Annotated in this window: 23 protein-coding genes and 1 riboswitch; of the genes, 11 read left to right on the top strand and 12 right to left on the bottom strand. The window is 71.5% G+C overall.

Annotation, left to right across the window (positions count from 1 at the left end):
• Positions 1–54: 54 nt before the first annotated feature.
• From ACZ7LU_RS28005 to ribD, 6 genes are read right to left on the bottom strand one after another with little or no spacing between them, the layout of a single operon-like run.
• A complete protein-coding gene (locus tag ACZ7LU_RS28005; RefSeq protein WP_030951748.1) occupies positions 55–327 on the bottom strand; it encodes a phosphoribosyl-ATP diphosphatase in 273 nt (90 codons plus the stop codon).
• A 35-nt stretch (positions 328–362) separates the two neighbouring features.
• Positions 363–848, bottom strand: coding sequence for a 6,7-dimethyl-8-ribityllumazine synthase (gene ribH, locus ACZ7LU_RS28000; RefSeq protein WP_398312273.1), 486 nt, complete (start codon positions 846–848; stop codon positions 363–365).
• A gap of 34 nt (positions 849–882) precedes the next feature.
• Positions 883–2,181: a bifunctional 3,4-dihydroxy-2-butanone-4-phosphate synthase/GTP cyclohydrolase II gene (locus ACZ7LU_RS27995; protein ID WP_471918322.1), complete on the bottom strand. Its 1,299-nt coding sequence runs from the start codon at positions 2,179–2,181 to the stop codon at positions 883–885.
• Positions 2,178–2,777, bottom strand: a complete 600-nt coding sequence (locus tag ACZ7LU_RS27990) for a nicotinamide riboside transporter PnuC (RefSeq protein WP_398312461.1) — start codon at positions 2,775–2,777, stop codon at positions 2,178–2,180. The genes ACZ7LU_RS27995 and ACZ7LU_RS27990 overlap by 4 nt, the downstream gene beginning before the upstream one ends.
• A 44-nt stretch (positions 2,778–2,821) precedes the next feature.
• Entirely contained in the window at positions 2,822–3,442 is a 621-nt protein-coding gene (locus ACZ7LU_RS27985) for a riboflavin synthase (RefSeq protein ID WP_398312267.1), read from the bottom strand.
• A 1-nt stretch (position 3,443) separates the two neighbouring features.
• Complete coding sequence (gene ribD / locus ACZ7LU_RS27980; RefSeq protein ID WP_471918372.1) at positions 3,444–4,499, bottom strand: bifunctional diaminohydroxyphosphoribosylaminopyrimidine deaminase/5-amino-6-(5-phosphoribosylamino)uracil reductase RibD; 1,056 nt, start codon at positions 4,497–4,499, stop codon at positions 3,444–3,446.
• A 210-nt stretch (positions 4,500–4,709) separates the two neighbouring features.
• Positions 4,710–4,840: riboswitch (FMN riboswitch) on the bottom strand.
• A gap of 283 nt (positions 4,841–5,123) precedes the next feature.
• Here ribD and ACZ7LU_RS27975 point away from each other — a divergent pair.
• Together ACZ7LU_RS27975 and ACZ7LU_RS27970 are read left to right on the top strand one after the other, a co-directional pair.
• Positions 5,124–7,460, top strand: a complete 2,337-nt coding sequence (locus ACZ7LU_RS27975; RefSeq protein WP_471118814.1) for a chitinase C-terminal domain-containing protein — start codon at positions 5,124–5,126, stop codon at positions 7,458–7,460.
• Between the two features lie 44 nt (positions 7,461–7,504).
• Positions 7,505–8,395: an RNA polymerase sigma-70 factor gene (locus tag ACZ7LU_RS27970; protein ID WP_471918321.1), complete on the top strand. Its 891-nt coding sequence runs from the start codon at positions 7,505–7,507 to the stop codon at positions 8,393–8,395.
• 28 nt (positions 8,396–8,423) lie between these two features.
• On the opposite strand, the gene ACZ7LU_RS27965 is transcribed toward ACZ7LU_RS27970, so the two are convergent.
• Positions 8,424–9,593 (bottom strand): ROK family transcriptional regulator, encoded by a 1,170-nt coding sequence (locus tag ACZ7LU_RS27965; RefSeq protein ID WP_470985677.1) that lies wholly within the window; start codon positions 9,591–9,593, stop codon positions 8,424–8,426.
• A 99-nt stretch (positions 9,594–9,692) separates the two neighbouring features.
• On the opposite strand from ACZ7LU_RS27965, the gene ACZ7LU_RS27960 reads away from it, so the two are divergent.
• From ACZ7LU_RS27960 to ACZ7LU_RS27940, 5 genes are all read left to right on the top strand, one after another.
• Complete coding sequence (locus tag ACZ7LU_RS27960; protein WP_471918320.1) at positions 9,693–10,901, top strand: MFS transporter; 1,209 nt, start codon at positions 9,693–9,695, stop codon at positions 10,899–10,901.
• Between the two features lie 98 nt (positions 10,902–10,999).
• Positions 11,000–12,379 (top strand): uracil-xanthine permease family protein, encoded by a 1,380-nt coding sequence (locus tag ACZ7LU_RS27955; RefSeq protein WP_471918319.1) that lies wholly within the window; start codon positions 11,000–11,002, stop codon positions 12,377–12,379.
• A 195-nt stretch (positions 12,380–12,574) separates the two neighbouring features.
• A complete protein-coding gene (locus ACZ7LU_RS27950) occupies positions 12,575–13,768 on the top strand; it encodes a Cmx/CmrA family chloramphenicol efflux MFS transporter (RefSeq protein ID WP_471918318.1) in 1,194 nt (397 codons plus the stop codon).
• Between the two features lie 35 nt (positions 13,769–13,803).
• The gene (locus ACZ7LU_RS27945) at positions 13,804–14,517 is read left to right on the top strand and encodes a DUF5995 family protein (RefSeq protein ID WP_471918317.1); all 714 of its coding nucleotides are present in this window, start codon (positions 13,804–13,806) and stop codon (positions 14,515–14,517) included.
• Positions 14,518–14,565: 48 nt separating this feature from the next.
• Entirely contained in the window at positions 14,566–15,495 is a 930-nt protein-coding gene (locus ACZ7LU_RS27940; protein ID WP_398312243.1) for an LLM class F420-dependent oxidoreductase, read from the top strand.
• Positions 15,496–15,598: 103 nt separating this feature from the next.
• Here the strand turns inward: ACZ7LU_RS27940 and ACZ7LU_RS27935 are convergent, their stop codons facing one another.
• From ACZ7LU_RS27935 to ACZ7LU_RS27920, 4 genes are all read right to left on the bottom strand, one after another.
• Positions 15,599–17,290: a flavin monoamine oxidase family protein gene (locus tag ACZ7LU_RS27935; RefSeq protein ID WP_398312240.1), complete on the bottom strand. Its 1,692-nt coding sequence runs from the start codon at positions 17,288–17,290 to the stop codon at positions 15,599–15,601.
• Between the two features lie 76 nt (positions 17,291–17,366).
• Positions 17,367–18,164 carry a carbon-nitrogen hydrolase family protein gene (locus tag ACZ7LU_RS27930; RefSeq protein WP_471918316.1) on the bottom strand — a complete coding sequence of 266 codons (798 nt, stop codon included), beginning with the start codon at positions 18,162–18,164 and terminating at the stop codon, positions 17,367–17,369.
• 234 nt (positions 18,165–18,398) lie between these two features.
• Positions 18,399–18,854: an Lrp/AsnC family transcriptional regulator gene (locus tag ACZ7LU_RS27925; protein WP_268770070.1), complete on the bottom strand. Its 456-nt coding sequence runs from the start codon at positions 18,852–18,854 to the stop codon at positions 18,399–18,401.
• A 10-nt stretch (positions 18,855–18,864) separates the two neighbouring features.
• On the bottom strand, positions 18,865–20,334 hold the full coding sequence (locus ACZ7LU_RS27920; protein WP_398312234.1) for an amino acid permease: 1,470 nt from the start codon (positions 20,332–20,334) through the stop codon (positions 18,865–18,867).
• Between the two features lie 310 nt (positions 20,335–20,644).
• Between ACZ7LU_RS27920 and ACZ7LU_RS27915 the strand changes: the two genes are divergently transcribed.
• From ACZ7LU_RS27915 to ACZ7LU_RS27905, 3 genes are read left to right on the top strand one after another with little or no spacing between them, the layout of a single operon-like run.
• Entirely contained in the window at positions 20,645–21,760 is a 1,116-nt protein-coding gene (locus ACZ7LU_RS27915) for an LLM class flavin-dependent oxidoreductase (protein ID WP_470985659.1), read from the top strand.
• Positions 21,757–22,566 carry an SDR family NAD(P)-dependent oxidoreductase gene (locus tag ACZ7LU_RS27910; RefSeq protein ID WP_471918315.1) on the top strand — a complete coding sequence of 270 codons (810 nt, stop codon included), beginning with the start codon at positions 21,757–21,759 and terminating at the stop codon, positions 22,564–22,566. Before ACZ7LU_RS27915 ends, ACZ7LU_RS27910 begins: the two co-directional genes overlap by 4 nt.
• Positions 22,567–22,574: 8 nt before the next feature.
• Complete coding sequence (locus ACZ7LU_RS27905; RefSeq protein WP_471918314.1) at positions 22,575–23,540, top strand: GDSL-type esterase/lipase family protein; 966 nt, start codon at positions 22,575–22,577, stop codon at positions 23,538–23,540.
• Here the strand turns inward: ACZ7LU_RS27905 and ACZ7LU_RS27900 are convergent.
• Positions 23,516–23,944, bottom strand: coding sequence for a winged helix-turn-helix transcriptional regulator (locus tag ACZ7LU_RS27900; RefSeq protein WP_471918313.1), 429 nt, complete (start codon positions 23,942–23,944; stop codon positions 23,516–23,518). The genes ACZ7LU_RS27905 and ACZ7LU_RS27900 overlap by 25 nt on opposite strands.
• A 129-nt stretch (positions 23,945–24,073) precedes the next feature.
• Here ACZ7LU_RS27900 and ACZ7LU_RS27895 point away from each other — a divergent pair, with 129 nt between their 5' ends.
• Positions 24,074–24,886 (top strand): NAD(P)H-binding protein, encoded by an 813-nt coding sequence (locus tag ACZ7LU_RS27895; RefSeq protein ID WP_471918312.1) that lies wholly within the window; start codon positions 24,074–24,076, stop codon positions 24,884–24,886.
• Positions 24,887–24,917 lie beyond the last annotated feature (31 nt).

Genomic DNA, 24,917 nt, shown 5'->3' with positions numbered 1-24,917 from the left:
TTCCTTGATCGGTTGATACGAGTCGGTTGGTACGGGGACGAGTCGCGGTGCGGCTCAGAGGTGGGCGTAGACGTCGTCGAGGGAGATGCCGCGGGCGACCATCATCACCTGCACGTGGTACAGGAGCTGTGAGATCTCCTCGGCGGCGGCTTCCTTGCCCTCGTACTCGGCGGCCATCCAGACCTCGGCGGCCTCCTCGACGACCTTCTTGCCGATGGCATGGACGCCCTTGTCGACCAGCTCGGCGGTGCGGGAGGTCGCGGGGTCGCCGTTGGCGGCCTTGTGCTGGAGCTCGGTGAAGAGCTCCTCGAAAGTCTTCTTGGACATGATGGTCGCCACTCTACGCGGCCGGGCGGTCCCCCTCAGCGCCAGGGTTCGGAGACGGTGCGCAGCGTGGTCGCGGTGGCCACGGCCGCGGTGACCGCTTCGTGGCCCTTGTCCTCGCGGGAGCCCTCGATGCCCGCGCGGTCCAGGGCCTGCTCCTCGGTGTCGCAGGTCAGCACGCCGAAGCCGACGGGGACGCCGGTGTCCACGGAGACCTGGGTGAGGCCCTGGGTGACGCCCTGGCACACGTACTCGAAGTGCGGGGTGCCGCCGCGGATGACGACGCCGAGCGCGACGATCGCGTCGTAGCCGCGCCCGGCGAGGACCTTGGCGACGACGGGCAGCTCGAAGCTGCCGGGCACGCGCAGCACCGTGGGCTCGCTGATGCCGAGTTCGTTCAGGGCGCGCAGGGCGCCGTCGACGAGGCCGTCCATGACCTTCTCGTGCCACTGCGCGGCGATCACCGCGACCCGCAGGTCGCCGCAGTTCTTCACGCTCAGTTCGGGTGCACCCTTGCCGCTCACGCGCTTCTCCTCTGACTCACGGGACGTACTGGATCTACTGGTTTCCACAGGCGGACACTTCGGTGGCGTCCAGCCAGGGCAGGTCGTGCCCCATCCGGTCCCGCTTGGTGCGCAGGTACCGAAGATTGTGTTCGCCGGCCTCGACGGGCATGGGCTCGCGCCCGGTGACCTTGAGGCCGTGCCGCAGGACCGCGTCGGTCTTGTCGGGGTTGTTGGTCATCAGCCGGACACCGCGTACCCCGAGGTCGCGCAGGATCTGCGCGCCCGCGCCGTAGTCCCTGGCGTCGGCGGGCAGGCCGAGCTCCAGGTTGGCGTCGAGGGTGTCGCTGCCCTGTTCCTGGAGGGCGTACGCGCGCAGCTTGGAGAGCAGGCCGATGCCGCGCCCCTCGTGGCCGCGCAGGTAGACCACGACGCCGCGCCCCTCTTCCGTGATGCGCCGCATGGACGCCTCCAGCTGCGGGCCGCAGTCGCAGCGCAGGGAGTGGAAGACGTCGCCGGTGAGGCACTCGGAGTGGAGGCGGGCGAGGACGTCCTCGCCGTCGCCGATGTCGCCGTGGACCAGGGCGACGTGTTCGACGCCGTCGACGGTGGAGCGGTAGCCGTACGCCGTGAAGTCGCCGAAGGCGGTGGGCAGGCTGACCTCGGCCTCGCGGCGGACGGTGGGCTCCGAGGAGCGGCGGTACGCGATGAGGTCCTCGATGGAGATGATCGTCAGGCCGTGCTTGCGGGCGAAGGGGACGAGCTCGGGCAGCCTGAGCATCTTCCCGTCCTCGCCCGCGATCTCCACGATGGCTCCCGCGGGGCGCAGTCCCGCGAGGCGGGCGAGGTCGACGGCGGCCTCGGTGTGGCCGTCGCGGGCGAGGACGCCGCCGGACTTGGCGCGCAGCGGGAAGATGTGCCCGGGGCGCACGAAGTCGTCGGGTCCGGCCCCGCCGCCCGCGAGGAGCTGGAGCGTGGTGGCGCGGTCGGCGGCGGAGATGCCGGTGGTGACGCCGTGCGCGGCGGTCGCGTCGACGGAGACGGTGAAGGCGGTGCTCATCGACTCGGTGTTGTGCTCGACCATCTGCGGGAGCCGGAGCCGGTCGAGCTCGTCGGCCTCCATGGGCGCGCAGATGAGGCCGCGGCACTCGCTCATCATGAAGGCGACGATCTCGGGGGTCGCCTTCTCGGCGGCGACGACGAGGTCGCCCTCGTTCTCGCGGTCCTCGTCGTCGACGACCACGACGGGGCGGCCCGCCGCGATGTCGCGGACGGCCTGCTCGACGGGGTCGAGGGAGAGGTCGAAGGGGTCTTCGTTGCCGGCGGTGCGGTGCCAGACCGGTGCCACAGTCATGCCGGGGCTCCTTCCATGACGGGCTGCGAGGCGGCCGCGCGGGAGCGCAGCCACCAGTCGCGCATGCCCCAGAGGACGAGGGCGAGGTAGACGACGTAGACGAGTCCGGAGAAGGCGAGGCCGCTGCTGAAGGCGAGCGGCACGCCGACCACGTCGACGAGCAGCCAGGCGAACCAGAACTCGACGAGTCCGCGGGCCTGGGCGACCATCGCGGCGAGCGTGCCGACGAAGATGTAGGCGTCGGGCCAGGGGTTCCAGGACAGCGAGGGGACGGCGCTGAACAGGGCGCCGACCGCGAGGGTGCCGACGGCGGTGCCGGCGAGCAGGATGCCCCGCTCGCGCCAGGTGGCGAACCGGATGGCGATGGAGCCGTCCTGCGCCTGCTGCCTGCCGCGGGTCCACTGCCGCCAGCCCCACAGGGCGACGCCGATGACGAGGAGCTGCTTGCCGACGCCGCCGGAGAGCTGCGCGGAGGCGTAAGCGGCGACGAGGATGACGCCGGACAGGAACTGGGCGGGCCAGGTCCATATGGAGCGCCGCCAGCCGAGCGCGAGGGCGATGAGGCCGACGGTGTTGCCGATCATGTCCGACCACATGATGTGCTGGTCGAAGGCCGTGAAGGCTTCGGAGTTGAGCCAGTTCACTTGGTGGCCTCCTGAGCGGGCACTTGAACACGGTCGCCGAGCAGGCGCTCGACGTACTTGGCGATGACGTCGACCTCGAGGTTGACCGGGTCGCCGGGCTGCTTGATGCCGAGCGTGGTCAGCGCGAGGGTGGTGGGGATGAGGCTGATGGTGAAGTGGTCGGGGCCCGCGTCGACCACGGTGAGGCTGACGCCGTCGACGGTGATGGAGCCCTTCTCGACGACGTAGCGGGAGAGGCCGGCGGGGAGCGAGACCTTGACGATCTCCCAGTTGTCGGACGGCTTGCGCTCGACGATCTCGCCCGTGCCGTCGACGTGGCCCTGCACGATGTGGCCGCCGAGGCGCGCGCCGACCGCGGTGGGGCGCTCCAGGTTGACGCGGGAACCGACTGTGAGCGCACCGAGGCTGGAGCGGTTCAGGGTCTCCGCCATGACGTCGGCGGTGAACTCGTCGCCCTCGTGCTCCACGACCGTCAGACAGACTCCGTTGACGGCGATGGAGTCGCCGTGCTTGGCGCCCTCGGTGACCACGGGGCCGCGCAGGCGGAAGCGGGAGGCGTCGGGGAGGTTCTCGACGGCGGTGATCTCGCCCAGCTCTTCGACGATTCCGGTGAACACGTCAGTGCTCCTTCGCTACGAGGGTCGCGGTGATGCGCAGGTCGGGGCCGATACGGACGGTCTCGCTCACGTGGAGCCGCAACGCTTCGGTGATCGTGGTGATTCCGCCGCCGGTCAGGGCGGCGGGGCCGGCGCCCAGCAGGACGGGGGCCAGGTAGCCGACGACGCGGTCGACGGCGCCGGCGGCGACGAAGGCTCCGGCGAGCGTCGGGCCGCCTTCGAGGAGGACGGACCGCACGCCACGCGCGTGGAGCACGTCCAGGAGGGTTTGGATGTCCAACCCGCCTTCCGCGCGCGGGAGCCGGACGGTGTCCGCCGGAAGCCGCGTCTGGACGTCGTCGGCGACGGCGATCAGGGTCGGTGCCGCGTCGTCCAGGACGCGGGCGCCCGGCGTGACGGCGGTGCCGTTCGTGTCGACGACGACCCGCAGCGGCTGCACGGCGCCGTCGATGCCGCGGACGGCGAGGTGCGGGTCGTCGGCGCGCTGGGTGCCGGAGCCGACGACGACGGCGTCGCACTCGGCGCGCAGCCGGTGCACGTCGGCGCGGGCGGCGGCGGAGGTGATCCAGCGGCTGGTGCCGTCGGCGGCGGCGATGCGGCCGTCGAGCGTGGCGGCGTACTTCCAGGTGACGTGGGGGCGGCCGAGGCGCACGGAGGTCAGCCAGGCGGCGTTGACCTCGGCGGCCTCGGCCTCCAACAGGCCCTGCTCCACCGGGACTCCGGCCGCGCGCAGGGTCTGCGCGCCGCCGGTCGCGGTGGGGTTGGGGTCGCCGACCGCGTAGACGACCCGGGCGATGCCTGCGTCGATGAGGGCCTGCGCGCAGGGGCCGGTGCGGCCGGTGTGGTTGCAGGGTTCGAGGGTGACGACGGCGGTGCCGCCACGGGCCCTGTCGCCGGCCGCGCGCAGGGCGTGGACCTCGGCGTGCGGGCCGCCCGCGCGCTGGTGCCAGCCCTCGCCGACGGGCTCACCGGAGGCGTCGAGGACGACGCAGCCGACGACGGGGTTGGGGCTGGTGGAGCCGAGACCGCGGGCGGCCAGCGTGATGGCGCGCCGCATGGCGGCTGCTTCGGCTGTGGCGGTGGCCACCGGGTCCTCCTGCCTCTTCGGGCACGGACTCCGGGGCCTGTCGATGACGACAGAAAGGACGGACAGCGACATCTGGGGAACGCCTGCGCCGGATGACACCTGTCCCCGGAAAACCCAGGAACCGTCCCCGGCCGAGGCCAGGAACAAGCCAATACGGCGGCGTGCACAAATGCCCGCCCGCCGCGCACTGCCTCCCATCCGGACTTTCACCGTCGGTCCAGGAATTTCACCTGGTCAACCGGCCACTGGAGGTGGCCGGGTCGCGGACTGTAACCGCCGGTTCGGAATTACACCGACCCCGGAGTGCGCTGCTTCTGGTACGAGGCCAGTGTGCCATGGCTGGTTGCGGGCCATACGGGTGACTCGCTGTGGGCTGGCTCACAACATCACCGTCCAACATCATGTTCAACCAACTTGGTCCAGACCTATTGACGCACTGGTCTAGTCCTCTTAATCTCTGCGACACCTCCGAGGAGCCGGAGCCGACGGTGTGCGCACACCGGGGCCCCAGAACGATTCACATCTCCACCAGTTGTGTTGTTCCGCCCCGTCTCTGCCCCGCACCTGTGTGCCGACCGTCCCCAGGAGGTCCCCTTGCCTTCCCTCATCCGTGCGAGACCCACGCTGCTCGCGTCCGGCGCGGCCGTCGCCGGTCTGCTGATCAGCCTCGTCTCCGGCGGCGCCACGCAGGCCGCGGCCGCCGACGACGCCGCCTGCCGCCCCGACGGCCTCTACAAGACGCCCGGCGTCGACGTCCCCTACTGCTCCGTCTACGACAGCGAGGGCCGCGAGAAGATGGGCGCCGACCACCAGCGGCGCGTCATCGGCTACTTCACCGGCTGGCGGACCGGCAAGAACGGTGAGCCCGCCTATCTCGCCTCGGACATCCCCTGGGAGAAGGTCACCCACGTCAACTACGCCTTCGGGCACGTGGACAAGGGCAACAAGCTCTCCGTCGGCTCCGACAGCGACACGAACCCCGCCACCGGCATGACCTGGCCGGGCGTCGCGGGCGCCGAGATGGACCCGGCGCTGCCCTACAAGGGCCACTTCAACCTGCTGAACAAGTTCAAGAAGAAGCACCCGAACGTCAAGACGCTCATATCGGTGGGCGGCTGGGCGGAGACCGGCGGCTACTTCGGGGACGACGGCAAGCGCGTGAACTCCGGCGGCTTCTACTCGATGGCCACCAATGCGGACGGCTCCGTGAACCACGCGGGCATCGACACGTTCGCGGACTCCGCGGTCGCCTTCATAAAGAAGTACGGCTTCAACGGCGTCGACATCGACTACGAGTACCCGACCACGATGAAGGACGCGGGCAACCCGCTCGACTACTCCATCTCCAACGCCCGGCGCGGCGGCCTCGTCAAGGGCTACGCGGCGCTGATGAAGTCCCTGCGCGAGAAGCTCGACAAGGCGGGCGCCGCCGACGGCAAGCACTACATGCTGACCGTGGCGGCCCCCTCCTCCGGCTATCTGCTGCGCGGCATGGAGACCTTCCAGGTCCAGAAGTACCTGGACTACGTCAACATCATGTCGTACGACCTGCACGGCGCCTGGAACGAGTACGTGGGCCCGAACGCAGCGCTCTTCGACGACGGCAAGGACGCGGAGCTGGCGGCGGCGAACGTCTACGGAAGCCAGCAGTACGGCGGCATCGGCTATCTGAACACCGACTGGGCCTACCACTACTTCCGCGGCTCGATGCCCGCGGGGCGCATCAACATCGGCCTGCCGTACTACACGCGCGGCCACAAGAACGTGCAGGGCGGCACCGACGGACTGTGGGGCAAGGCCGCGGCCACGACCTGTCCGGCCGGATCCGGCCTGACCAAGTGCGGTGACGGCGCGGTCGGCATCGACAACCTCTGGCACGACAAGGACGACAACGGCAAGGAGTCCCCGGCGGGCTCCAACCCGATGTGGCACGCCAAGAACCTGGAGAAGGGGATCGTCGGCGACTACGTCACCAAGTACGGCTTCCCCGCCGGCACCAAGCTCACCGGCACCTACGCCCGCAAGTACAGCTCCTCGCTGGTCGCGCCCTGGCTGTGGAACGCGGACAAGAAGGTCTTCCTGTCCACGGAGGACGAGGAGTCGGTGGCGAAGAAGGCCGACTACGTGGTCGACCGGGGCATCGGCGGCACGATGGTCTGGGAGATGGCCGGTGACTACGACTGGAACGCGGCCAAGGGCCAGTACGAGATCGGCGACACGCTCACCTCGCTGATGTACGACAAGTTCAAGGCCGCGAAGCCGTACGGCGCGAAGGTCTCGAACAAGGAACTGCCCACCAAGGCCGTCGACATCGGCGTGGACTTCGGGGACTTCAAGCTGGGCGACTCCAACTACCCGATCACGCCCAAGGTGAAGATCACCAACAACACGAAGACGGCGCTGCCGGGCGGCACGGAGTTCCAGTTCGACTACTCCACCGCGGCCCCTGGCAACGCCTCCGACCAGTCCGGTTTCGGTACGAAGGTGATCAGCAGCGACCACACGGGCAGCAACGCCGGCGGCCTGAAGGGCGACTTCCACCGGGTCTCGCTGAAACTCCCGGCCTGGCAGTCCCTCGCGCCCGGCGCCTCCGTGGACCTGTCCTTCAACTACTACCTGCCGGTGTCCACGCCGTGGAACTGGACGGTGAACATCAGCGGCACGACGTACGCGCTCGCCGGTGACCTGGCGCGCGGCACCACGCTCGTCGAGCCGGGCGGCGGCACAGGACCGACCGACCCGCCGGACCCGACGGACCCGCCGACGCCCGGCAAGTGCACGGCGCCCGCGTGGAGCTCGTCCGCCGAGTACGGCAGCGGGACCAGCGTGTCCCACAAGTCCCACACGTGGAAGGCCAAGTGGTGGACGAAGGGCGATGAGCCCGGCGCCGGCGGCGAGTGGGGTGTCTGGCAGGATCTCGGCGCCTGCTGACCGTCGCGCGTGCTCACGCCCACGGGATTTGGCACCCTGTGGGCGTGAGCACCGCAGCGGCACTGGCCGAGGAGTTCGAGTCCCACCGTCCCCGGATGTTCGGCCTGGCCTACCGCATACTCGGCTCCGCGCAGGAGGCCGAGGACACCGTGCAGGACGCGTATCTGCGCTGGAGCGGCGCCCGGCGCGAGGACATCGCGCAACCGGCCGCCTGGCTGGCCAAGACCGTCACGAACCTCTGTCTGACCAGGCTGACCTCGGCCCGCGCCCGGCGCGAGCAGTACGTGGGGACCTGGCTGCCGGAGCCGGTCATCACCTCCGGCGGCACCCTCGGACCGCTGGAGTCGGCCGAGCAGCGGGAGGCCGTGTCGATGGCGCTGCTCGTCCTCCTGGAACGACTCACGCCCAAGGAGCGTGCCGTGTACGTGCTGCGGGAGGCGTTCGCGTACAGCCACCAGGAGATCGCCCGCGTCCTGGACGCCGGTGAGGCCAACTGCCGCCAGCTGTACCGCAGGGCGGTACGGGCGGTCGCCGACGCGCGGTCCCGCTTCGAGCCGGGGCACGAGCTGCGGCAGAGGTTCGTGGAGGCGTTCGTCGCGGCGGCCCGCGAGGGCGACGTCGCGAGCCTGGAGAAGATACTGGCCAGGGACGTGACGTGGTGGGGCGACGGCGGCGGCAAGGCGGCCGCTACCCGCACCCCCGTCCTCGGGCGCGACAACGTACTGCGCTTCCTGATCGGCGTGATGGTGGACTTCGCAGCCGACGAGGTGTCGTACGCCGAGGTCAACGGCGGCCCCGCGCTGGTCGTGCGCGCGGCGGGACACCTGACGGCCGTCGCCGCGTTCGAAGGGGGCGACGGGGTCGTCACCGGGGTGCGGTCGGTCGTCAATCCGGACAAGCTGGGGTTCGTGGCACGCCAGCTGGCCGCCGCCTGACGGCGAAGGAGCGCCCCGGGCCCCCTCCTCAGTGCCCCGTCGGCGGCCCGAACAGCTCGTCCTGCGCCGCGTCCCGCGCGGCGAGCAGCGCGCCCCGCAGCACCGCGGCGCCGCCCAGCGTGCTCGCGCGGACCTCGGTGCGCAGGGGTGACATGGCGGTGACGCGGTCCTCGACACGGGCGGCGAGCGGGGCGCCGCCCGCGCGGCCCACCTCGCCGCCCAGGACGACACAGCCGGGGTCGAGGATCGCGGCCATCGCGGCCGCGCCGACGGCGACCCGGTCGGCGACGGCGTCCAGGAAGGCGTCCTCACCGGCCCCGACAGCGTGCCGCACCACGTCGGCGGCGGACATACCGGGGCCCAGGAGGCCGTGCGCCTCGCCGAGTTCGCACAGCGCGGCGGCGCAGGCCAGCGAGTGGAAGCCGCCCTCGCAGCCGGTGGCCGACGGCAGCGAGCCCGTGCCCGGCACCGGCAGGAAGCCGATCTCGCCGGTGCCGCCCGACGCGCCCCTGCGCAGCACGCCGTCGAGCACGACGGCGGCGCCGACCCCGTCGCCGAGCCAGAGCAGCACGAAGGTGTCCCGGTCGTGCGCGGCGCCGTCGCGGCGCTCGGCGCGGGCCGCGAGGTTGGTCTCGTTCTCCACGAGGACGCGGGCGCCGAGCCGCTCCTGGAGGCTCCCGGCGAGACGGCGGTGCCAGGCGGGCAGCGAGGTCGTGTCGTGCAGGTCGCCGGTGGCCGGGTCGATGAGGCCGGGGGCGCCGATGCCGACGGTGTGCAGCCGCTGGACGCCGCCCTCGCGCGCCGTGCGCCCGACGAGGTCGAGGACGCCCCCGAGGGCGGTCTCCGTGTCGCCGCCGACGGGCGCGGAGGCCTCGGCGAGCACCGCGCCGAGCAGATCGGTGACGACGACGGAGACGCTCTCGGTGCGCACGTCGAGGGCGGCGAGGTGGGCCCGGTCGGCGACTATGCCGTAGAGCCGGGCATTCGGGCCGCGCCGCTGGGCACCCGCCTCCCCGACGACGGTGATGAGCCCGGAGCCCTGGAGCCGCTCGACGAGGTCGGCCACCGAGGGCCTCGACAGGCCGGTGAGCTGCTTCAGCTGGTTCGCGGTCAGGGGCCCTTCGCGCTGCAGGAGACCCAGGGCGAGCCGGTCGTTGATGGCCCGGGCGGTCCTCGGTGAGGCAGGCGAGACAGGCATGTCCGGGATCCTCCCACAGAAAGTCTTCTATTTATCAGGCAGGGTTCCTGATAGTTTACGTCGCCGTACCGGTGCGGCACTCGGGAGGGGCGGAACGGCATGAGTGAAGTGGTCTACGACAAGCGCCGGTTGAAGCGGGCGCGGGTCGCCGTGGCGGCCGTCTTCTGCGCGCACGGCGCGGTCGCGGGATCCTTCGCGACCCGGGTGCCCTGGATCCAGGAGCACGCCGACGTCAGCGCGGGCATGCTCGGCGTCGCGCTCGCCTTCCCCGCGATCGGCGCCTCCGTCGCGATGCCTCTCGCGAGCCGGATCAGCCACCGCTTCGGCACCAGGCCCGCGCTGCGCGGCCTCCTCGCCCTGTGGACGCTCGCCCTGATCCTGCCCTCGCTGGCGCCGAACCTGCTGACGCTGTGCGTGGCGCTCTTCGTGTACGGCGCCACTTCCGGCATGTCGGACGTGGTGATGAACGCCGTCGGCGTCGAGACCGAGACCCGCATGCGGAAGTCGATCATGTCGGGGCTGCACGGCATGTGGAGCGTCGGCGCCCTGATCGGCTCGGCGGCCGGCACCGTCGCCGCCCATCTGGGCTCCGACGCCCGCCTGCACCACGCCCTCGCCGCCGCCGCGCTCACCGGGCTCGGCCTCGTGGCCTGCCAGGGCGTGCTCGACGTACAGGCGGAACCGGAGGAGGAGGCGCCGCCGCGGTTCTCGCTGCCGCCCAAGTCGGCGCTGCTCATCGGCGCCGTCGGGTTCTGCGCGGTCTTCGCGGAGGGCGCGAGCCTGGACTGGTCGGCGGTCTATCTGCGGGACGTCCTCGACACGTCGGCCGGTGTCGCCGCCGCGTCGACCACCGGCTTCACGCTCACCATGGCGATCGCACGGCTCGCGGGTGACGCCGTGGTCGACCGGTTCGGCGCGGTGCGCACGGTGCGGGCGGGCGGCGTCCTCGCGGTGCTCGGCGGGCTGCTCGTGGTGCTGGCCTCGCACCCGGTCATGGCCATGGGCGGCTTCGCGCTGCTCGGTCTCGGCATCGCGGTCGTGGTGCCGCTCGCCTTCGCCGCCGCCGGGCGCAGCGGCCCGAACCCGAGCCAGGCCATCGCGGGCGTCGCCACCATCACGTACACCTCAGGTCTGATCGCCCCCTCGGCGATCGGCGGTCTCGCGGACGCGACGAGCCTCGTGACCTCCTTCGGCCTGGTGACGCTGCTCGCCTTCGGCCTGGTGATCTTCGCGGGCGTGCTGCGCACGGACAGCCGCAAGGCGGCCGAGGCGGGAAGTCCTCAGCCCACCGGAGAGAAGTCGCACTGACGTCGCATTAACATGGCGTCGATCATTTCGGGCCACGCACCACTGGGGAACGCACCACTGGAACGGCCCGGCCCGGCGCACAGAAAGCGACACTCACCATGGATCTCGGCGTGCGCTGGAAACTCCACGGCGACGGACGCACCCCCGCCCCGGGCGCCGTCGTCCGGCCCGACGAGCGCCTCTCCTGGCCCCGCACGTTCGGGCTCGGGGCGCAGCACGTGGTGGCCATGTTCGGGGCGTCTTTCGTAGCACCCGTCCTCATGGGTCTCGATCCGAATCTGGCCATCATGATGTCGGGCGTCGCGACCGTCATCTTCCTGCTCGCCACGCGCGGCCGGGTGCCCAGCTATCTGGGGTGCTCGCTCTCCTTCGTGGGCGTCGCCGCCGTCATCCGGGCGCAGGGCGGCTCCAGCGCGACGGTGACCGGCGCGGTCTTCGTCGTCGGCGCCGCGCTGTTCCTGGTGGGGCTCGCGGTGCAGAAGTTCGGGGCGCGGATCATCCACGCCGCGATGCCGCCGATCGTGACCGGCGCGGTCGTCATGCTGATCGGCTTCAATCTGGCGCCGGTCACGGCGTCGACGTACTGGCCGCAGGACCAGTGGACGGCGCTCCTGGTGATGCTGTTCACCGGATTGGCCGTGGTCTGCCTGCGCGGCTTCTGGTCGCGCGTCGCGATCTTCCTCGGCCTGATCTTCGGCTACGGCATCTCCTGGGCCTTCGACCGGATCTTCGGCAGGATCCACTCGGCGGACGCCTCGGGGAAGGTCGTCGACCACTGGCGGCTCGACCTGTCCGCCGTGGGCAGGGCCGACTGGATCGGCCTGCCGTCCTTCCACGCGCCGAGCTTCGAGTGGTCGGCGATCCTCGTGGCGCTGCCCGTCGTCATCGCGCTCATCGCGGAGAACGCGGGCCACGTGAAGGCCGTCGGCGAGATGACCGGCGACAACCTCGACGACAAGCTCGGCACGGCGATCTCCGCCGACGGCGCCGCCTCCATGCTCTCCACCGCGGTCGGCGGCCCGCCCAACACGACGTACTCCGAGAACATCGGCGTGATGGCCGCGACCCGCGTCTACTCCACGGCCGCCTACTGGGCCGCCGCGTGCTTCGCCCTGCTCTTCGGGCTCTGCCCCAAGTTCGGCGCCGTCGTGGCCGCGATCCCCGGCGGCGTGCTCGGCGGCATCACCGTCATCCTGTACGGCATGATCGGCCTGCTCGGCGCCCAGATCTGGATCAACGCCAAGGTCGACCTGCGCAATCCACTGAACCTGGTGCCGGCCGCGGCGGGCATCATCATCGGCGTCGGCGGCGTCTCCCTGAAGATCAGCGACAACTTCGAGCTGAGCGGCATCGCGCTCGGCACGATCGTCGTCATCACGGGCTACCACGTGCTGCGCGCCTTCGCCCCCGAGCACCTCAAGTCGCAGGAACCGCTGCTCGATTCGGGCACGTCGACGTACGACAAGGAAGAACGCTAATCGGTTGGACGTGGTGCGTGACGCCTGATTAGGGTGCGCACCATGTCCAGCCCCGAGTCCGACAGACTCCCGCCACCGGTCGTCCGGTGGCTTCTCGCACCGTCGCGCTGACGCGCCCGCGGCACCACCACCGGATCACCGCTCCCGTGTCCTGATCGTCTCGATCGATCCACACCGTGGTTGCGGAGTCTTGCTGTGCCCTTTGCCCTCTACCTCCTCGGACTCGCCGTGTTCGCGCAAGGCACCTCCGAGTTCATGCTGTCGGGACTTGTCGCCGACATCGCCGCGGACCTGGATGTCTCCATTCCGTCCGCGGGCCATCTGACCTCGGCGTTCGCCGTGGGAATGATCGTCGGCGCGCCGCTGATGGCCGTCCTGAGCCGCCGCTTCTCCCGCCGGAGCGCGCTTCTCGTCTTCCTGATCACCTTCCTCCTCGTCCATGTCGTCGGCGCGCTCACCACGAGCTTCGCCGTGCTGCTCGCGACGCGCGTCGTGGGAGCCCTCGCCAACGCCGGATTCCTCGCGGTCGCCCTGGTGACCGCCACGGACATGGTCGAGCCGAACGCGAAGGGGCGCGCGACCTCCGCGCTGCTCGGCGGCGTCACCCTCGCCTGTGTCGCGGGCGTGCCCGCGGGCGCGCTGCTCGGCGAGGTCTGGGGGTGGCGCTCGGCGTTCCGGGCCGTGGCCCTGATCTCCCTGCCCGCCGTCCTCGCCATCGCGCGGGCCGTGCCCGCCGGCGCGCCGGACGCCGCGGGGCCGAGCGCGCTCGGTGAGTTGCGCGCGCTGCGCCGCCCGCGGCTGCTCGTGACGCTGCTGCTCGGCGCGCTGGTGAACGGCGCGACGTTCTGTACGTTCACCTACCTCGCACCGCTGGTCACCGGCGTGACCGGCGTCGGCTCCGGCTGGGTGCCCGTGATGCTCGCGCTGTTCGGCATCGGCTCCTTCATCGGTGTCACCGCGGGCGGCCGCGTCGCCGACGCTCGGCCCGTGCCGCTCCTGGTGTGCGGCTCGCTCGCGCTGCTCGCCGGCTGGACCCTCTTCGCGGTGACGGCCGCGCATCCGGTGGCGGCGGTCGTGCTGGTCCTCGTCCAGGGCGCGCTGTCGTTCGCCGTCGGGTCCACGCTCATCTCGCAGGCGCTGTACGCGGCGACCGACGCGCCGCACCTGGCGGGCGGGTTCGCCACGGCCGCGTTCAACGTGGGCGCCGCCCTCGGCCCGTGGCTCGGCGGCCTCGCGATCTCCGCGGGGCTCGGCTACCGCTCGCCGCTCTGGCTCAGCGCGCTCCTGGTGGCGGCGGCCCTGGTCATCGGGGGCGTGGCGGTCGGTGTGAGCCGTCAGGCCCCGCGCGGTGGCCGTTCCCTCGTTTCGGGGAAGCGGCCGGTGCGCTGACACCCGGGCGCGCCCGGGGCTGCGACCCTGCCCCCATGGCGCAGTTGGAGCGGTTCGCAGAGTTCGGGGCACCGGCCCGTGGGGACGACGACGTCGCCGCCGTGGCGGCACGGATGCGTGCGCTCGGCGCCGACTGGCCGCCGCGCGACGGCGTCGCCGTCTTCAACCGCGTCTACCTCTCGGTGACCGAGGAGGTCGGCCGGCGCCTCGACGGCGGCGCGTTCCCGGACGCCCGTGCCGCGACGACGCTGGCCGTCCGCTTCGCCGGACGCTATCTGGCGGCCGTCGACGCGGCGGCCGACGGGCACCGCCCGCCCGCCTGCTGGCGCCCGCTGTTGCAGTACCGCAGGCATCCGGGCGTCAGCCCGCTGCAGTTCGCGCTCGCGGGGATCAACGCGCACATCGGACACGACCTGGCACTCGCCCTCGCGGACAGCTGTCGCACGCTGGGCTGCGAACCGGCCGATCTGGAGGACGAGTTCGACCGTGTGGGCGATGTCCTCGCGGCACTGGAGGAGCGCATTCGCGAAGAGCTGATGCCCGGCCCCGACCTGCTCCAGGTCGGCGACCCGCTGACGCATCTGGCCGGTTCCTGGAGCCTGGAGCGCGCCAGGGACGGCGCGTGGGCGTCGGCGCGGGCCCTGTGGGCGCTGCGTGAACTGCCCGCTGTCGCCGAGGAGTTCGTGGAGCGACTCGACGGGGCGGTCGGGTTGGTGGGACGCATCCTGTTGACGCCCCTTCCGGACTGAGGTCGTTGTACGTTGAATGCACTGACCCCGACGCGAAGGAGCACCGGAATGGCGACGCGACTCGGACTGAGTCTTCCGCAGGGCCGGCAGTACACCATCGGGCGTGACGTCCCCGCGGTCGCCCAGGCCGCCGAGGACATCGGCTACGAAAGTCTCTGGGTCTACGAGCGCGTCCTCTACCCCGAGCCCGCCACCCAGGGGCTCTACGGAATACCGGGCCGCCCCTGGCCCGACGCGTACCGCTCGGTCGCCGATCCCCTGATCACCCTGACGCTCGCCGCCGCGGCCACGGAGCGCGCCCGCCTCGGCACCAGCGTGCTCGTCGCCCCGCTGCACGTCCCGTTCCAACTCGCCCGCTCGCTGGCGTCGTTGGACGCGGCGAGCGGCGGCCGGGTCGTCGCGGGACTCGGTACGGGCTGGTCCCACGACGAGTACGCGGCCGCCTCGGTCGCCCCGTTCAAGCAGCGCGGCCGGGTCCTCGACGAGCTGATCGACGTCTGCCACGCGGTCTGGGGCCCGGACCCGGTGGCGTACGAAGGGGAGCTGACCACCATCGCGCCGTCCGTGGTGGGCCCCAAGCCCGCGGGTCCGATCCCGATCCTGCTGCCCGCCAACAGCCCGCGGGCACTGCGCAGACTGGTGGACCGCGCCGACGGCTGGATGCCGGTGGCGACGGGCGCCGACGCGCTCGCCGAGCAGTGGGCCACGGTGCGCGAAGCGGCCGCGGAGCGGGGCCGCGAGCGGCCGGTCCAGAGCGTGCTGCGGGCCAACGCGCGCTACACACGCAAGGCGTACGACGGCCCGGACCGCGCCCCGTTCCGCGGCAACGTCGAGCAGATCGTCGAGGACCTCGCGGCGCACGCGGCGGTGGGCGTCGACGAGATCCTGATCGACCTCGGCGGCTCGGCACGCGACGCGCAGGAACTCAAGGACCTGGCCGCCCAGGTGTACGAGGAGGCACGGGCGGCCGGGGTCTAGAGCAGGCGCCCTGAAAGGGCGCGGCCCTCAGGGGCGCGGGGAACTGCGCGACCAGCCACAACGGCCCGGCAGCTTCCCACGCGCCCCACCCCCAACGGCGCCGTCAGTCCTCAGGCAGCTCGACGGGAGCAATCTCGTCGTACACATCCCCGGGCCCGGGGTTCGTGGCATCGGTCGCCCCGCCGAAGTGGTGCATCACACCCCACACCGCGTTGAGCGCGGTCTGAATCGCCCCCTCGGCCCAGCCTGCCGTCCACGAGATGTCGTCCCCGGCGAGGAAGATGCCCCGCTTGTCCTCGGGCAGCGACTCCTGCATGAAGTGGGTGAACAGGCGCCGCTGGTAGCGGTAGTGGCCCGGCAGGTTCGCCTTGAAGGCGCCCATGAAGTAGGGCTCGTTCTCCCAGGACACGGTCACCGGGTTGCCGATGATGTGCTTCCGGATGTCGACCTTCGGGTAGATCTCGCCGAGCGACTTGAGCATGACCTCCATGCGCTCGTTCGCCGACAGCGGCAGCCACTTCAGGCTGTCGTCGCACCACGTGTACGAGAGGCAGATGACGGCGGGCTTGTCCGGCCCGTCGTCGAGCAGGTAGGTACCGCGCGTCATCCGGTCGGTGAGCGTCATCGACATGACGTCACGCCCGGTCTCCTCGTCCTTGTCCAGCCAGAACGGCCGGTCCACCGGCACGAACAGCTTCGAGGACTCCATGTAGTGGGTGCGCTCCATCGCCGTCCAGTGGTCGATGGGGAAGAGCGAGTCGTCGCACTCGATCTTCGAGAGCAGCATCCAGGACTGGGCGGTGAAGATCGCCGCCTGGTAGGTGCGGATGTCACCGGAGGCGTCCGTGACGGTGATCCGGTTGCCGGCGGTGCGGTTCAGGCGGGTCACGGCGGGCTTCGGCTCGCCCTCGTGCAGCGACTTCAGCGACGTACCCGGCGCCCAGTGCACGATCTTCTGCGGCTCGCGCTCCCACAGGCGCAGCGGCAGCTGCTGGCTGCCGCCGACGATGCCGCGGTGGTGGTCGTCGGCCTCGGTGTAGACGACGCGCAGGATCTCCAGGATGGAGTTCGGGAAGTCGGTGTCCCAGCCGCCCGTGCCGAAGCCGACCTGGCCGAAGATCTCGCGGTGCCGGAAGGACTTGAAGGCCTCGGAGTCGCAGAGGAAGCCGTAGAAGGTCTGGTTGTCGAGCTTCTCGACGAGCTTCGACCAGATCTCGCGGATCTTCGGCACGTCGCGCTCGCGCAGGGCGCGGTTCATGTCGGAGAAGTCCGCACCCTCCTCCAGGCAGTCGGCCCACGCCTTCGCCACGTCGCGGTAGACCTGCGGCAGGTCCTCCACGGTCTCGGCGTAGTGCGACTCGCCCTTGAGGTCCACGACCGTGGAGGGCGTCGCCTCGGCGAGCGGGTTGGGGAACGCCCTGGTCTTCAGGCCGACCAGGTCGATGTAGTGCTGCAGGGCCGTCGACGACGGCGGGAAGCGCATCGCGCCCATCTCGGCGGTGAGGTCGCCGTCACAGCCCTCGAAACCCACCGTCCGCAGCCGGCCGCCGATCTGGTCGGCCTCGTAGACGACGGGCTTGAGGCCCATCTTCATCAGCTCGTACGCGGCGACGATGCCGGAGAGTCCGCCGCCGATGACGGCGACCTCGGTGCCGTGCTCGGTCGCGGGTATCTGGCCGAGGCCCGCCGGGTGGGCGAGGAAGTCGTCGTAGGCGTAGGGGAAGTCCGGACCGAACATGGTGATCGGCGGCTGCGCGTCGGTGTGCTGGATGGCGGTGGGCACCGTGGACGTCATGGGGTACGGACTCCTTGCACGGAACTGAAAGACAGGTGAGGGGGGGGTGCGGGCCGGGACTGGGGCTCGGGCGCGGTCAGACGAGGGACGCGTACAGGCCGGGCCGCCGGTCGCGCAGGTAGGGGTTGGTCGCGCGGGAGGCGCTCAGGAACTCCGGGTCGACGTCACCGAAGACGAGTTCCTCGCCGCGGCCCGCACGCGCGCGTGCCACGCCGTCCGGCCCCGCCAGCGTGGAGAGCCCGACGAACTCGAACTCTCCCTCGGGCCCGACCCGGTTGACGTACGCGACGTACATCTGGTTCTCGAAGGCGCGCACCGGCACGACGGACTCGGCGACGAACTGGAAGGGGTGCATCTGCGCGGTGGGGACGACGAGGAGGTCGGTGCCGGCCAGCGCGTGCGCGCGGACGTTCTCCGGGAACTCCACGTCGTAGCAGATCATCAGGCCGACCCGCACGCCGCCCAACTCGGCCTGCACGACGGTCTGTTCACCGGGGGTGAAGGCGTCGCGCTCGAAGCCGCCGAAGAGGTGGGTCTTGCGGTAGTTCGCGAGGCGGGCCCCGTCCGGGCCGACCAGCTGGACGGAGTTGTAGACGACATCGCCGTCGCGCTCCGGATACCCGTAGGCGACGCCGACCTCGTGGCGCGCCGCGATCCCGGCGACGGCCTTCGCGGACTCCCCGTCGACGGGTTCGGCCAGCCGGGCGATGTCGTCACCGATCGCGTACCCGGTGAGGAAGAGCTCGGGCGCGATGAGCAGCCCGGCACCCGCCGCGGCGGCGCGGCCCGCCGCACGGTCCAGTGCCGCGAGGTTCTCGGCGACGGATCCAAGCTGCCCGGAGCTCTGGAGCAGGGCGGTGCGCAGCGCAGGCATGGCGGAACCTCAAAGGGTACGAAGGGGAAGGCGGGATCGATAAGACGGTACGGTCGTCAACCACCCCCGGACAAGCTCAGACCGTTGCGCCCAGCCGCACGATCCGTTGCGCATACACGCCCCGAACCAGCGATTCATTGCGCCCCCACACCCGCACCCAGCAAACCGACCGGGGGGACGCCCCAGGGGCGCGGGGAACTGCGCAAAACCCACACTCAACCCGCAGCCGAAGACTTACGCGGGGGACCCCGAAGAAAACCTCCGCATAAGCGGCGAAAGCACAAGAACAGACTTGGTCCGCTCCACGAACGGCTCCCCCGCAATCCGCTCAAGGACCCGCTCAAAGTGCCGCATATCAGCAGCGAAGACCTGGACGATCGCGTCCGCGTCCCCGGTAACGGTGGACGCGGACGAAATCTCCGGATACCTCTCGAGCCCCCGCTGAATCGCCTCCGGCGAGGTGTTCCGGCGACAGTAGATCTCGATGAACCCCTCGGTCTCCCAGCCGAGCGCCGCCGGGTCCACCCGCACGGTGAACCCGGTGATGGCACCCGTGGCCCGCAGCCGGTCCACGCGCCGCTTCACGGCGGGCGCGGAGAGTCCGACCAGCTGGCCGATGTCGGCGTAGGAACGGCGGGCGTCCTCGGCGAGGGCGTGCACGATGCGTTCGTCGAGATCGTTCAGTCGCACGGGGGGTGGATCACTTCTCTGCTGTGGCCAATCGGGAGCGGCTCATGCCGTACAGGAAGTAGAACACGAGGCCGACGGCCATCCAGACACCGAAGACCGTCCAGGTGGTGGAGTCGAGGCTGAACATGTTGTACGCGCAGAAGCCGAAGCCGAGGACCGGGAAGAGCCAGCCGAGCGGCACCCGGAAGGTGCGCGGCATGTCCGGGCGGGTCCGGCGCAGCACGATCACGGCGATGTTGACCAGGCCGAAGGCGAAGAGCGTGCCGATGCTGGTGGCGTCGACGAGCTTGCCGAGCGGGATGACCGAGGCGAGGGCGCCGCAGAACAACGAGACGATGACCGTGTTGACGCGGGGCGTGCCGGTCTTCTTGCTGACCTTGCCGAAGGCCTTGGGGACCAGACCGTCGCGGGACATGGCGAAGAGCACGCGCGTCTGGCCGTACAGCACGGTGAGGACGACGGACGCGATGGAGATGACCGCGCCGGCGGCGAGCAGCGTGCCCCAGAAGCTCTGGCCGCTGACGTCGTTCATGATCGCGGCGAGCGTGGCCTCGGAGCCCTCGAAGTCCTTCCAGTTCCAGGCGCCGACGGCGACGGCGGCGACGAGGACGTAGAGCGCCGTGACGATGACCAAGGACAGCATGATCGCGCGGGGCAGGTCGCGCTGCGGGTTCTTGGCCTCCTCACCTGCGGTGGAGGCGGCGTCGAAGCCGATGTACGAGAAGAAGAGGCTCGCGGCGGCGGCGCTGACGCCGGCCGTGCCGAGCGGCATGAAGTCCGAGTAGTTGCCGGACTTGAAGCCCATGAAGCCGATGGTGCAGAAGAGCACGAGCGCGGCGATCTTCACGATGACCATGATCGTGTTGGCCGTCGCCGACTCCTTGGCGCCGCCGAGCAGGAAGACCATGGCGAGCAGCACGACGATCAGGCCGGGCAGGTTGATGATGGCGCCGTCGACCTCTCCGGGCGCCGCGGAGAGCGCGTCGGGGATGGTGACGCCGATCGTGCCGTCGAGGAGTTCGTTGAGGTACTCGCCCCAGCCGACCGCGACGGCGGCCACGGACACGCCGTACTCCAGGACCAGGCACCAGCCGCACACCCAGGCGATGAGTTCGCCCATCGTTGCGTACGCGTACGAGTAGGAGGAGCCGGCGACCGGGATGGAGCCCGCCAGTTCGGCATACGAGAGGGCCGAGAAGAGGGCGGTGAGTCCGGCGATCACGAAGGAGATGGTGACGGCGGGCCCGGCCTTGGGCACGCTCTCGCCGAGGACGACGAAGATGCCGGTGCCGAGCGTGGCACCGATGCTGATCATGGTCAGCTGCCACATGCCGAGGGAGCGCCTGAGCGATCCTCCCTCACCCTGGCCACCCTCCTCGACCAGGGCTTCGACCGGCTTGCGGCGCATGAGCCGGCTGCCGAGGCCGGGGGTGCCCTTGGGGCGTGGGCGGTTCTGCGGGGGTGCGCCTTGGTCGAGCACGCGCTGGCTCCTTCATCGCTGCCGGTCAGGGCGGCGAGGACCTCGGGGGAGTCGCGCCGGGCGACGGGAACCACCGAGCAGGCAGTCCCCGCCACACCACGTTCAGGGCCTGACTCTAGAGTCCATGGTTCCCGACCGTAATGCAGCAACCTTGCGTACCGGCGGATGATCATTGCGCACTTCCGTCATATACGTCTCATCGTTGCGCCGTCCGTTTCGTCCGTTGCGTTCCGTACCTCGCCGAGCGCTGTTGACACTTCGTCAGATCTGCCGCATCGTGCACGCCTCTCGCCCGAGACGGAGGCACGGCATGGACCTCGACGTCCTGTACGAGATCGACGTACCGAAACCGTGGGGCGCGCCCCACCCGCACGGTCAGCGCGCCGCCGAGCAGCGCGCCTACCGCGAGGCCGTCGAGCAGATCCGGCTCGCCGACCGGATGGGCTTCCGTACCGTCTGGGCGGTCGAGCACCACTTCCGCGAGGGCCGCTCGCACTGCCCCGCGCCGGAGGTCCTGCTCGGCCACCTCGCGGCGCTGACGGAGCGCATCCGCCTCGGCTTCGGCGTCACGCTCACCCCCTTCGGCTTCACGCCGCCGCAGCGGATCGCGGAGAAGGTCGCGGCGGTGGACGTGCTCTCCGACGGCCGCGTGGAGTGGGGCACGGGCCGCTCGACCCCCATGGAGCAGACGGCCTTCGGCGTCGACAGGGAGCAATCGCGCTCCGACTGGCGCGAGGCGATCGAGATCGTCACGGGCATGTGGCGCGAGGAGTACTTCGCGTACGAGTCGGAACGCTTCAGCTTCCCCCGGCGGATGGTCACCCCGAAGCCGGTCCAGGACCCGCACCCGCCGTGCTGGATGGCCGCCACGTCGCCCGGCTCTGCGGAGGTCGCGGGCGCGGCGGGCCTCGGGCTGCTCTCCTTCTCGATCATGCAGCCGCTGGAGGCGATGGCGCGCCAGGTCGCGGCGTACCGCAGGGCGGCGCGCACCCCGTCCCCGATCACGGACGTCACCACGGACCGCGTCAGCGCGTACACCCTCGTGCACGCGGCGGACCGGCCGTCGAAGCGCGTCTGGGACTCGGTCGCGTGGTGGTACCGCAACCTCGCCCAGTTCACGCTCGACTGGGAGCTGCCGCACCTGAGCCCCGAGGAGCGCGAGCGGACCTTCCCGTTCCTCACGCCGATCATCGAGGGCAGCGTGCCCGTCGAGGAGTTCGACGCCGGGGACATGATCCTCATCGGCGACGCGGAGACCATCGTCCGCAAGGCCAAGCGCTACGCCGATCTCGGCATCGACCAGCTCATCTGTTACGTCCAGTGGGGCTATCTGGAGCACCGCGAGATCCTGCGGACGATCGAGATCCTCGGCAAGGAAGTCATCCCGGAGCTCGCGTCGTACGTGCCGAGGGGAACGCCCGCATGACGGAGCCCCTGGACACCTCCCCCGTCCCCGACTACGCCGCCCTGCACCGCCTGGACGGCCGCGCCTTCGTCCTGCTGGGCGCGGGCAACGGCATCGGCCGCCAGACCGCGCACGCGCTGACGGCGGCGGGCGCGCGGGTGCTGTGCGTCGACGTCGACAAGGCGCGGGCGGAGGCGGTGGCCGCCGAGACCGGCGGGGTCCCGTACGTCGCCGACGTGACCCGGCGCGAGGAGGTGCGGGACCTCTTCGCGTCCGCGCGCCGGGAGTGGGGGCCGGTCGGCGGCGTCGTCGACATCGTCGGCATGGCCCGCTACGCGCCCCTGGCCGACCTGGACGACGAGGCGTGGGACTGGCACTTCTCGGTGGTCCTGCGGCACGCCTGGCTGGCCGTGCGGTACGGCGGCGAGGCCCTCGCCGGCGGGGGCGGCGGCGCGATGGTCTTCGTGGCGTCGGTGTCGGGGCTGACGGCGGCGCCCCTGCACGCCGCGTACGGCGCGGCCAAGGCGGGCCTGGTCTCCCTGGTCCGCTCGGCGGCGGTGGAGTACGGCCCGCGCGGCGTGCGGGTGAACGCGGTGGCGCCCGGCGTCGTGTGGACCCCGCGCGTGGCCGCCCTGGTCGGCGACGAGGGACGCGAGCGCAACGCCCGCAACGCGCCGCTCGGCCGCGTCGCCGAGACCTCCGACATCGCGTCGGCCCTGCTGTTCCTCGCCTCGCCGCTCTCGTCTTACGTCACCGGGCAGACGCTCGTCGTGGACGGCGGGGTCGGCGTGAAGTTCCCGTACCCGACGATCGGCGGCGCGCGGTGAGGGAGTTCGTGCGGGGCGCGCCCTGGTGGACCGGGGACGGCCGGGTGGTGCGCGCCGACCCGGCCGACCGGGAGCGGCTGCCCCGGGACACGTGGGACCGGGCGGGCCTGCCCGCCGGGGTGCGCCTGGAGTTCACGGCGCACGGAGTGAGCGCCGTCGAGGTCGCGTACACCGCGTCACCGCCCGAGGGAGCGGACGCCCACCGCGACGCGCCCGCGATGTTCACACTCCTCGCCGGCGAGGACGCCACCGACACACCGGCCTCACCCGGCGAACACCGGGCGCTCATCCAACTCCCCTCCCCCGACGGCGAGTTCACCCTGCACCTGCCGGAGACCCTGCGGCCCGCCCTGCACGGGGTGCGCCCGGTGGACGGCACCCTGACGCCCGCCGTCCGCCGGCCGCGCTGGCTCGTCCACGGCGACTCGGTCGCGGAGGGCTGGTCGGCCTCGCGGCCCCATCTCGCCTGGCCGGCGCTCGCGGGGCGGGCCCTCGGCGTGGAGACGGTGAACCTCGGCTACGCGGGCGCGGCACGCGGGGAACTGGCGTCGGCCGAGCAACTCGCCTCACTGGACGCCGACTTGATCACCCTCGCCTTCGGCACCAACTGCTGGTCGCGGGTACCGCATTCGGCGAGGCTGCTGTACGAGACGGTGCGGGCGTTCCTGGATCTGGTCCGCCGGGGCCACCCGAGCACCCCCCTCCTGGTCGTCTCCCCCGTGGTCCGCCCGGACGCCGAGGCGGTGCCGAACGTACTCGGCGCCACGCTCCGGGACCTGCGGACCGCCGTGGAGCGGGCGGCCCTGGACGCGCGGACCGAGCTGCTGCCGGGCGGTGAACTGCTGGACGCCGGGCACCTGGTGGACGGGGTGCATCCGGGCGACGCGGGCCACCGTGTCCTCGCGGAGGCGGTGGCGTCCGCGGTGCGGAAGGGTTACGGCACGGGCTGTCAGTCGCGGGCCGCTTCGTCGTAGGCCTCGCGGGCGGCGGCGATGGCGGGCCGGTGGTCGATGGACCAGTCGGCGAGCGCCTTGACGAGGTGGGTGAAACTGTGGCCCATCGCGGTCAGTTCGTACTCGACCTGCGGCGGGATCGTCGGGTAGACGGTCCGCTTGACCAGGCCGTCGCGCTCCAGGCGGCGCACGGTGAGGGTGAGCATGCGCTGCGAGATGCCGCCGTGGATCCGGCGCTGCAGCTCCTTGAACCTCAGGACGCCCGAGGCCAGTTCGACCACCACGTACACGGACCACTTGTCGCCGAGCCGGTCGAGGACGTCCCGCACCCCGCACTCGTCCTGCGGGGTCTCACAGCTGATGACGGGCTCGGCGGGGGCCGAGCCGGCCTGCGGGGTGGTTACCGCCGTGTGCCCTGCTGACATGAAAGTGCCTCCTTATGCGCCTGCGTCACGCGGGTCACCATGGTCACAGGCCCGGTCACCGGGCCCGGCCCGGACTGCGGGCCCCGCCCGGACGGCGGGCACAACCACTCACCACGGGGGAACCTTCCCATGCTCATGATCACCGGCGCCACGGGCGCACTCGGCTCGCTCATCACCGCCCGCGTCGCGGACCGCGACGACGTCGTCATCGGCAGCCGCAACCCCGCGCCCGGCGGGCGCCGCGTCGACTTCGACGACCCTGCGTCGCTGGACTTCACCGGCGTCGACACCCTCCTCGTCATCTCGGCGGGCGCCGCCGAGGACGACGTGGTCGTCTCACGCCACGAAGCCGTGATCTCCGCCGCCGAGAAGGCGGGCGTCGGCCACCTCGTCTACACCAGCCTCAGCGGCGACGGCGACCATCTGACGTACGCGCTCGCCCACCGCTGGACCGAGCGCAGACTGCGCGGCTCCTCGCTGCACTGGACGGTGCTCCGCAACGGCCTGTACGCGGAGTTCCTCGCCGCCGTCGCGGCGCCGGGACCCGACGGGACCATCGCCGCGCCGCTGGGGGCGGGCCGCCTCGCCGCCGTGGCGCGCGAGGACCTGGCCGAGGTGGCGGTGCGGGTGGCGAAGGACCCGGCCGCCCACCGGGGCCGCACCTACGAACTGGTCGGCGAGCACGCCCTGGGCGGCGCCGATCTTGCCGCCGCGGTCGGCGGATCGTACGAACCGGGCACGCTCGCCGCGACCCGCGAGGCGCTGACCGCCGCCGGCCAGGCGCTGCCCTTCCAGGTGCCGATGCTCATGAGCACGTACTCGGCGATAGCGGGCGGCTTCCTGGACGGCACAGGGGTCGAGGACCGGGGCGCGCTCCGCACCCTGCTGGGCCGAGCGCCCCGCCCGGCCATCGAGGCATACACGGCAGCGGTACGGGGCTGACCCGAGGCACCCCGTCACGGGCGCGGGGAAC

The sequence above is a fragment of the Streptomyces sp. NPDC039462 genome, assembly GCF_055639375.1.
This window is presented reverse-complemented; position numbering and strand designations above follow the sequence as displayed.

Bases quoted from the DNA above. Each gene is read 5' to 3' on its own strand.
- ACZ7LU_RS28005 (WP_030951748.1), bottom strand. From the start codon at position 327: ATGTCCAAGAAGACTTTCGAGGAGCTCTTCACCGAGCTCCAGCACAAG.
- ACZ7LU_RS27995 (WP_471918322.1), bottom strand. From the start codon at position 2,181: ATGACTGTGGCACCGGTCTGGCACCGCACCGCCGGCAACGAAGACCCC.
- ACZ7LU_RS27990 (WP_398312461.1), bottom strand. From the start codon at position 2,777: ATGTGGTCGGACATGATCGGCAACACCGTCGGCCTCATCGCCCTCGCG.
- ribD (WP_471918372.1), bottom strand. From the start codon at position 4,499: ATGCGGCGCGCCATCACGCTGGCCGCCCGCGGTCTCGGCTCCACCAGC.
- ACZ7LU_RS27965 (WP_470985677.1), bottom strand. From the start codon at position 9,593: ATGCCTGTCTCGCCTGCCTCACCGAGGACCGCCCGGGCCATCAACGAC.
- ACZ7LU_RS27960 (WP_471918320.1), top strand. From the start codon at position 9,693: ATGAGTGAAGTGGTCTACGACAAGCGCCGGTTGAAGCGGGCGCGGGTC.
- ACZ7LU_RS27955 (WP_471918319.1), top strand. From the start codon at position 11,000: ATGGATCTCGGCGTGCGCTGGAAACTCCACGGCGACGGACGCACCCCC.
- ACZ7LU_RS27945 (WP_471918317.1), top strand. From the start codon at position 13,804: ATGGCGCAGTTGGAGCGGTTCGCAGAGTTCGGGGCACCGGCCCGTGGG.
- ACZ7LU_RS27940 (WP_398312243.1), top strand. From the start codon at position 14,566: ATGGCGACGCGACTCGGACTGAGTCTTCCGCAGGGCCGGCAGTACACC.
- ACZ7LU_RS27935 (WP_398312240.1), bottom strand. From the start codon at position 17,290: ATGACGTCCACGGTGCCCACCGCCATCCAGCACACCGACGCGCAGCCG.
- ACZ7LU_RS27930 (WP_471918316.1), bottom strand. From the start codon at position 18,164: ATGCCTGCGCTGCGCACCGCCCTGCTCCAGAGCTCCGGGCAGCTTGGA.
- ACZ7LU_RS27915 (WP_470985659.1), top strand. From the start codon at position 20,645: ATGGACCTCGACGTCCTGTACGAGATCGACGTACCGAAACCGTGGGGC.
- ACZ7LU_RS27910 (WP_471918315.1), top strand. From the start codon at position 21,757: ATGACGGAGCCCCTGGACACCTCCCCCGTCCCCGACTACGCCGCCCTG.
- ACZ7LU_RS27900 (WP_471918313.1), bottom strand. From the start codon at position 23,944: ATGTCAGCAGGGCACACGGCGGTAACCACCCCGCAGGCCGGCTCGGCC.
- ACZ7LU_RS27895 (WP_471918312.1), top strand. From the start codon at position 24,074: ATGCTCATGATCACCGGCGCCACGGGCGCACTCGGCTCGCTCATCACC.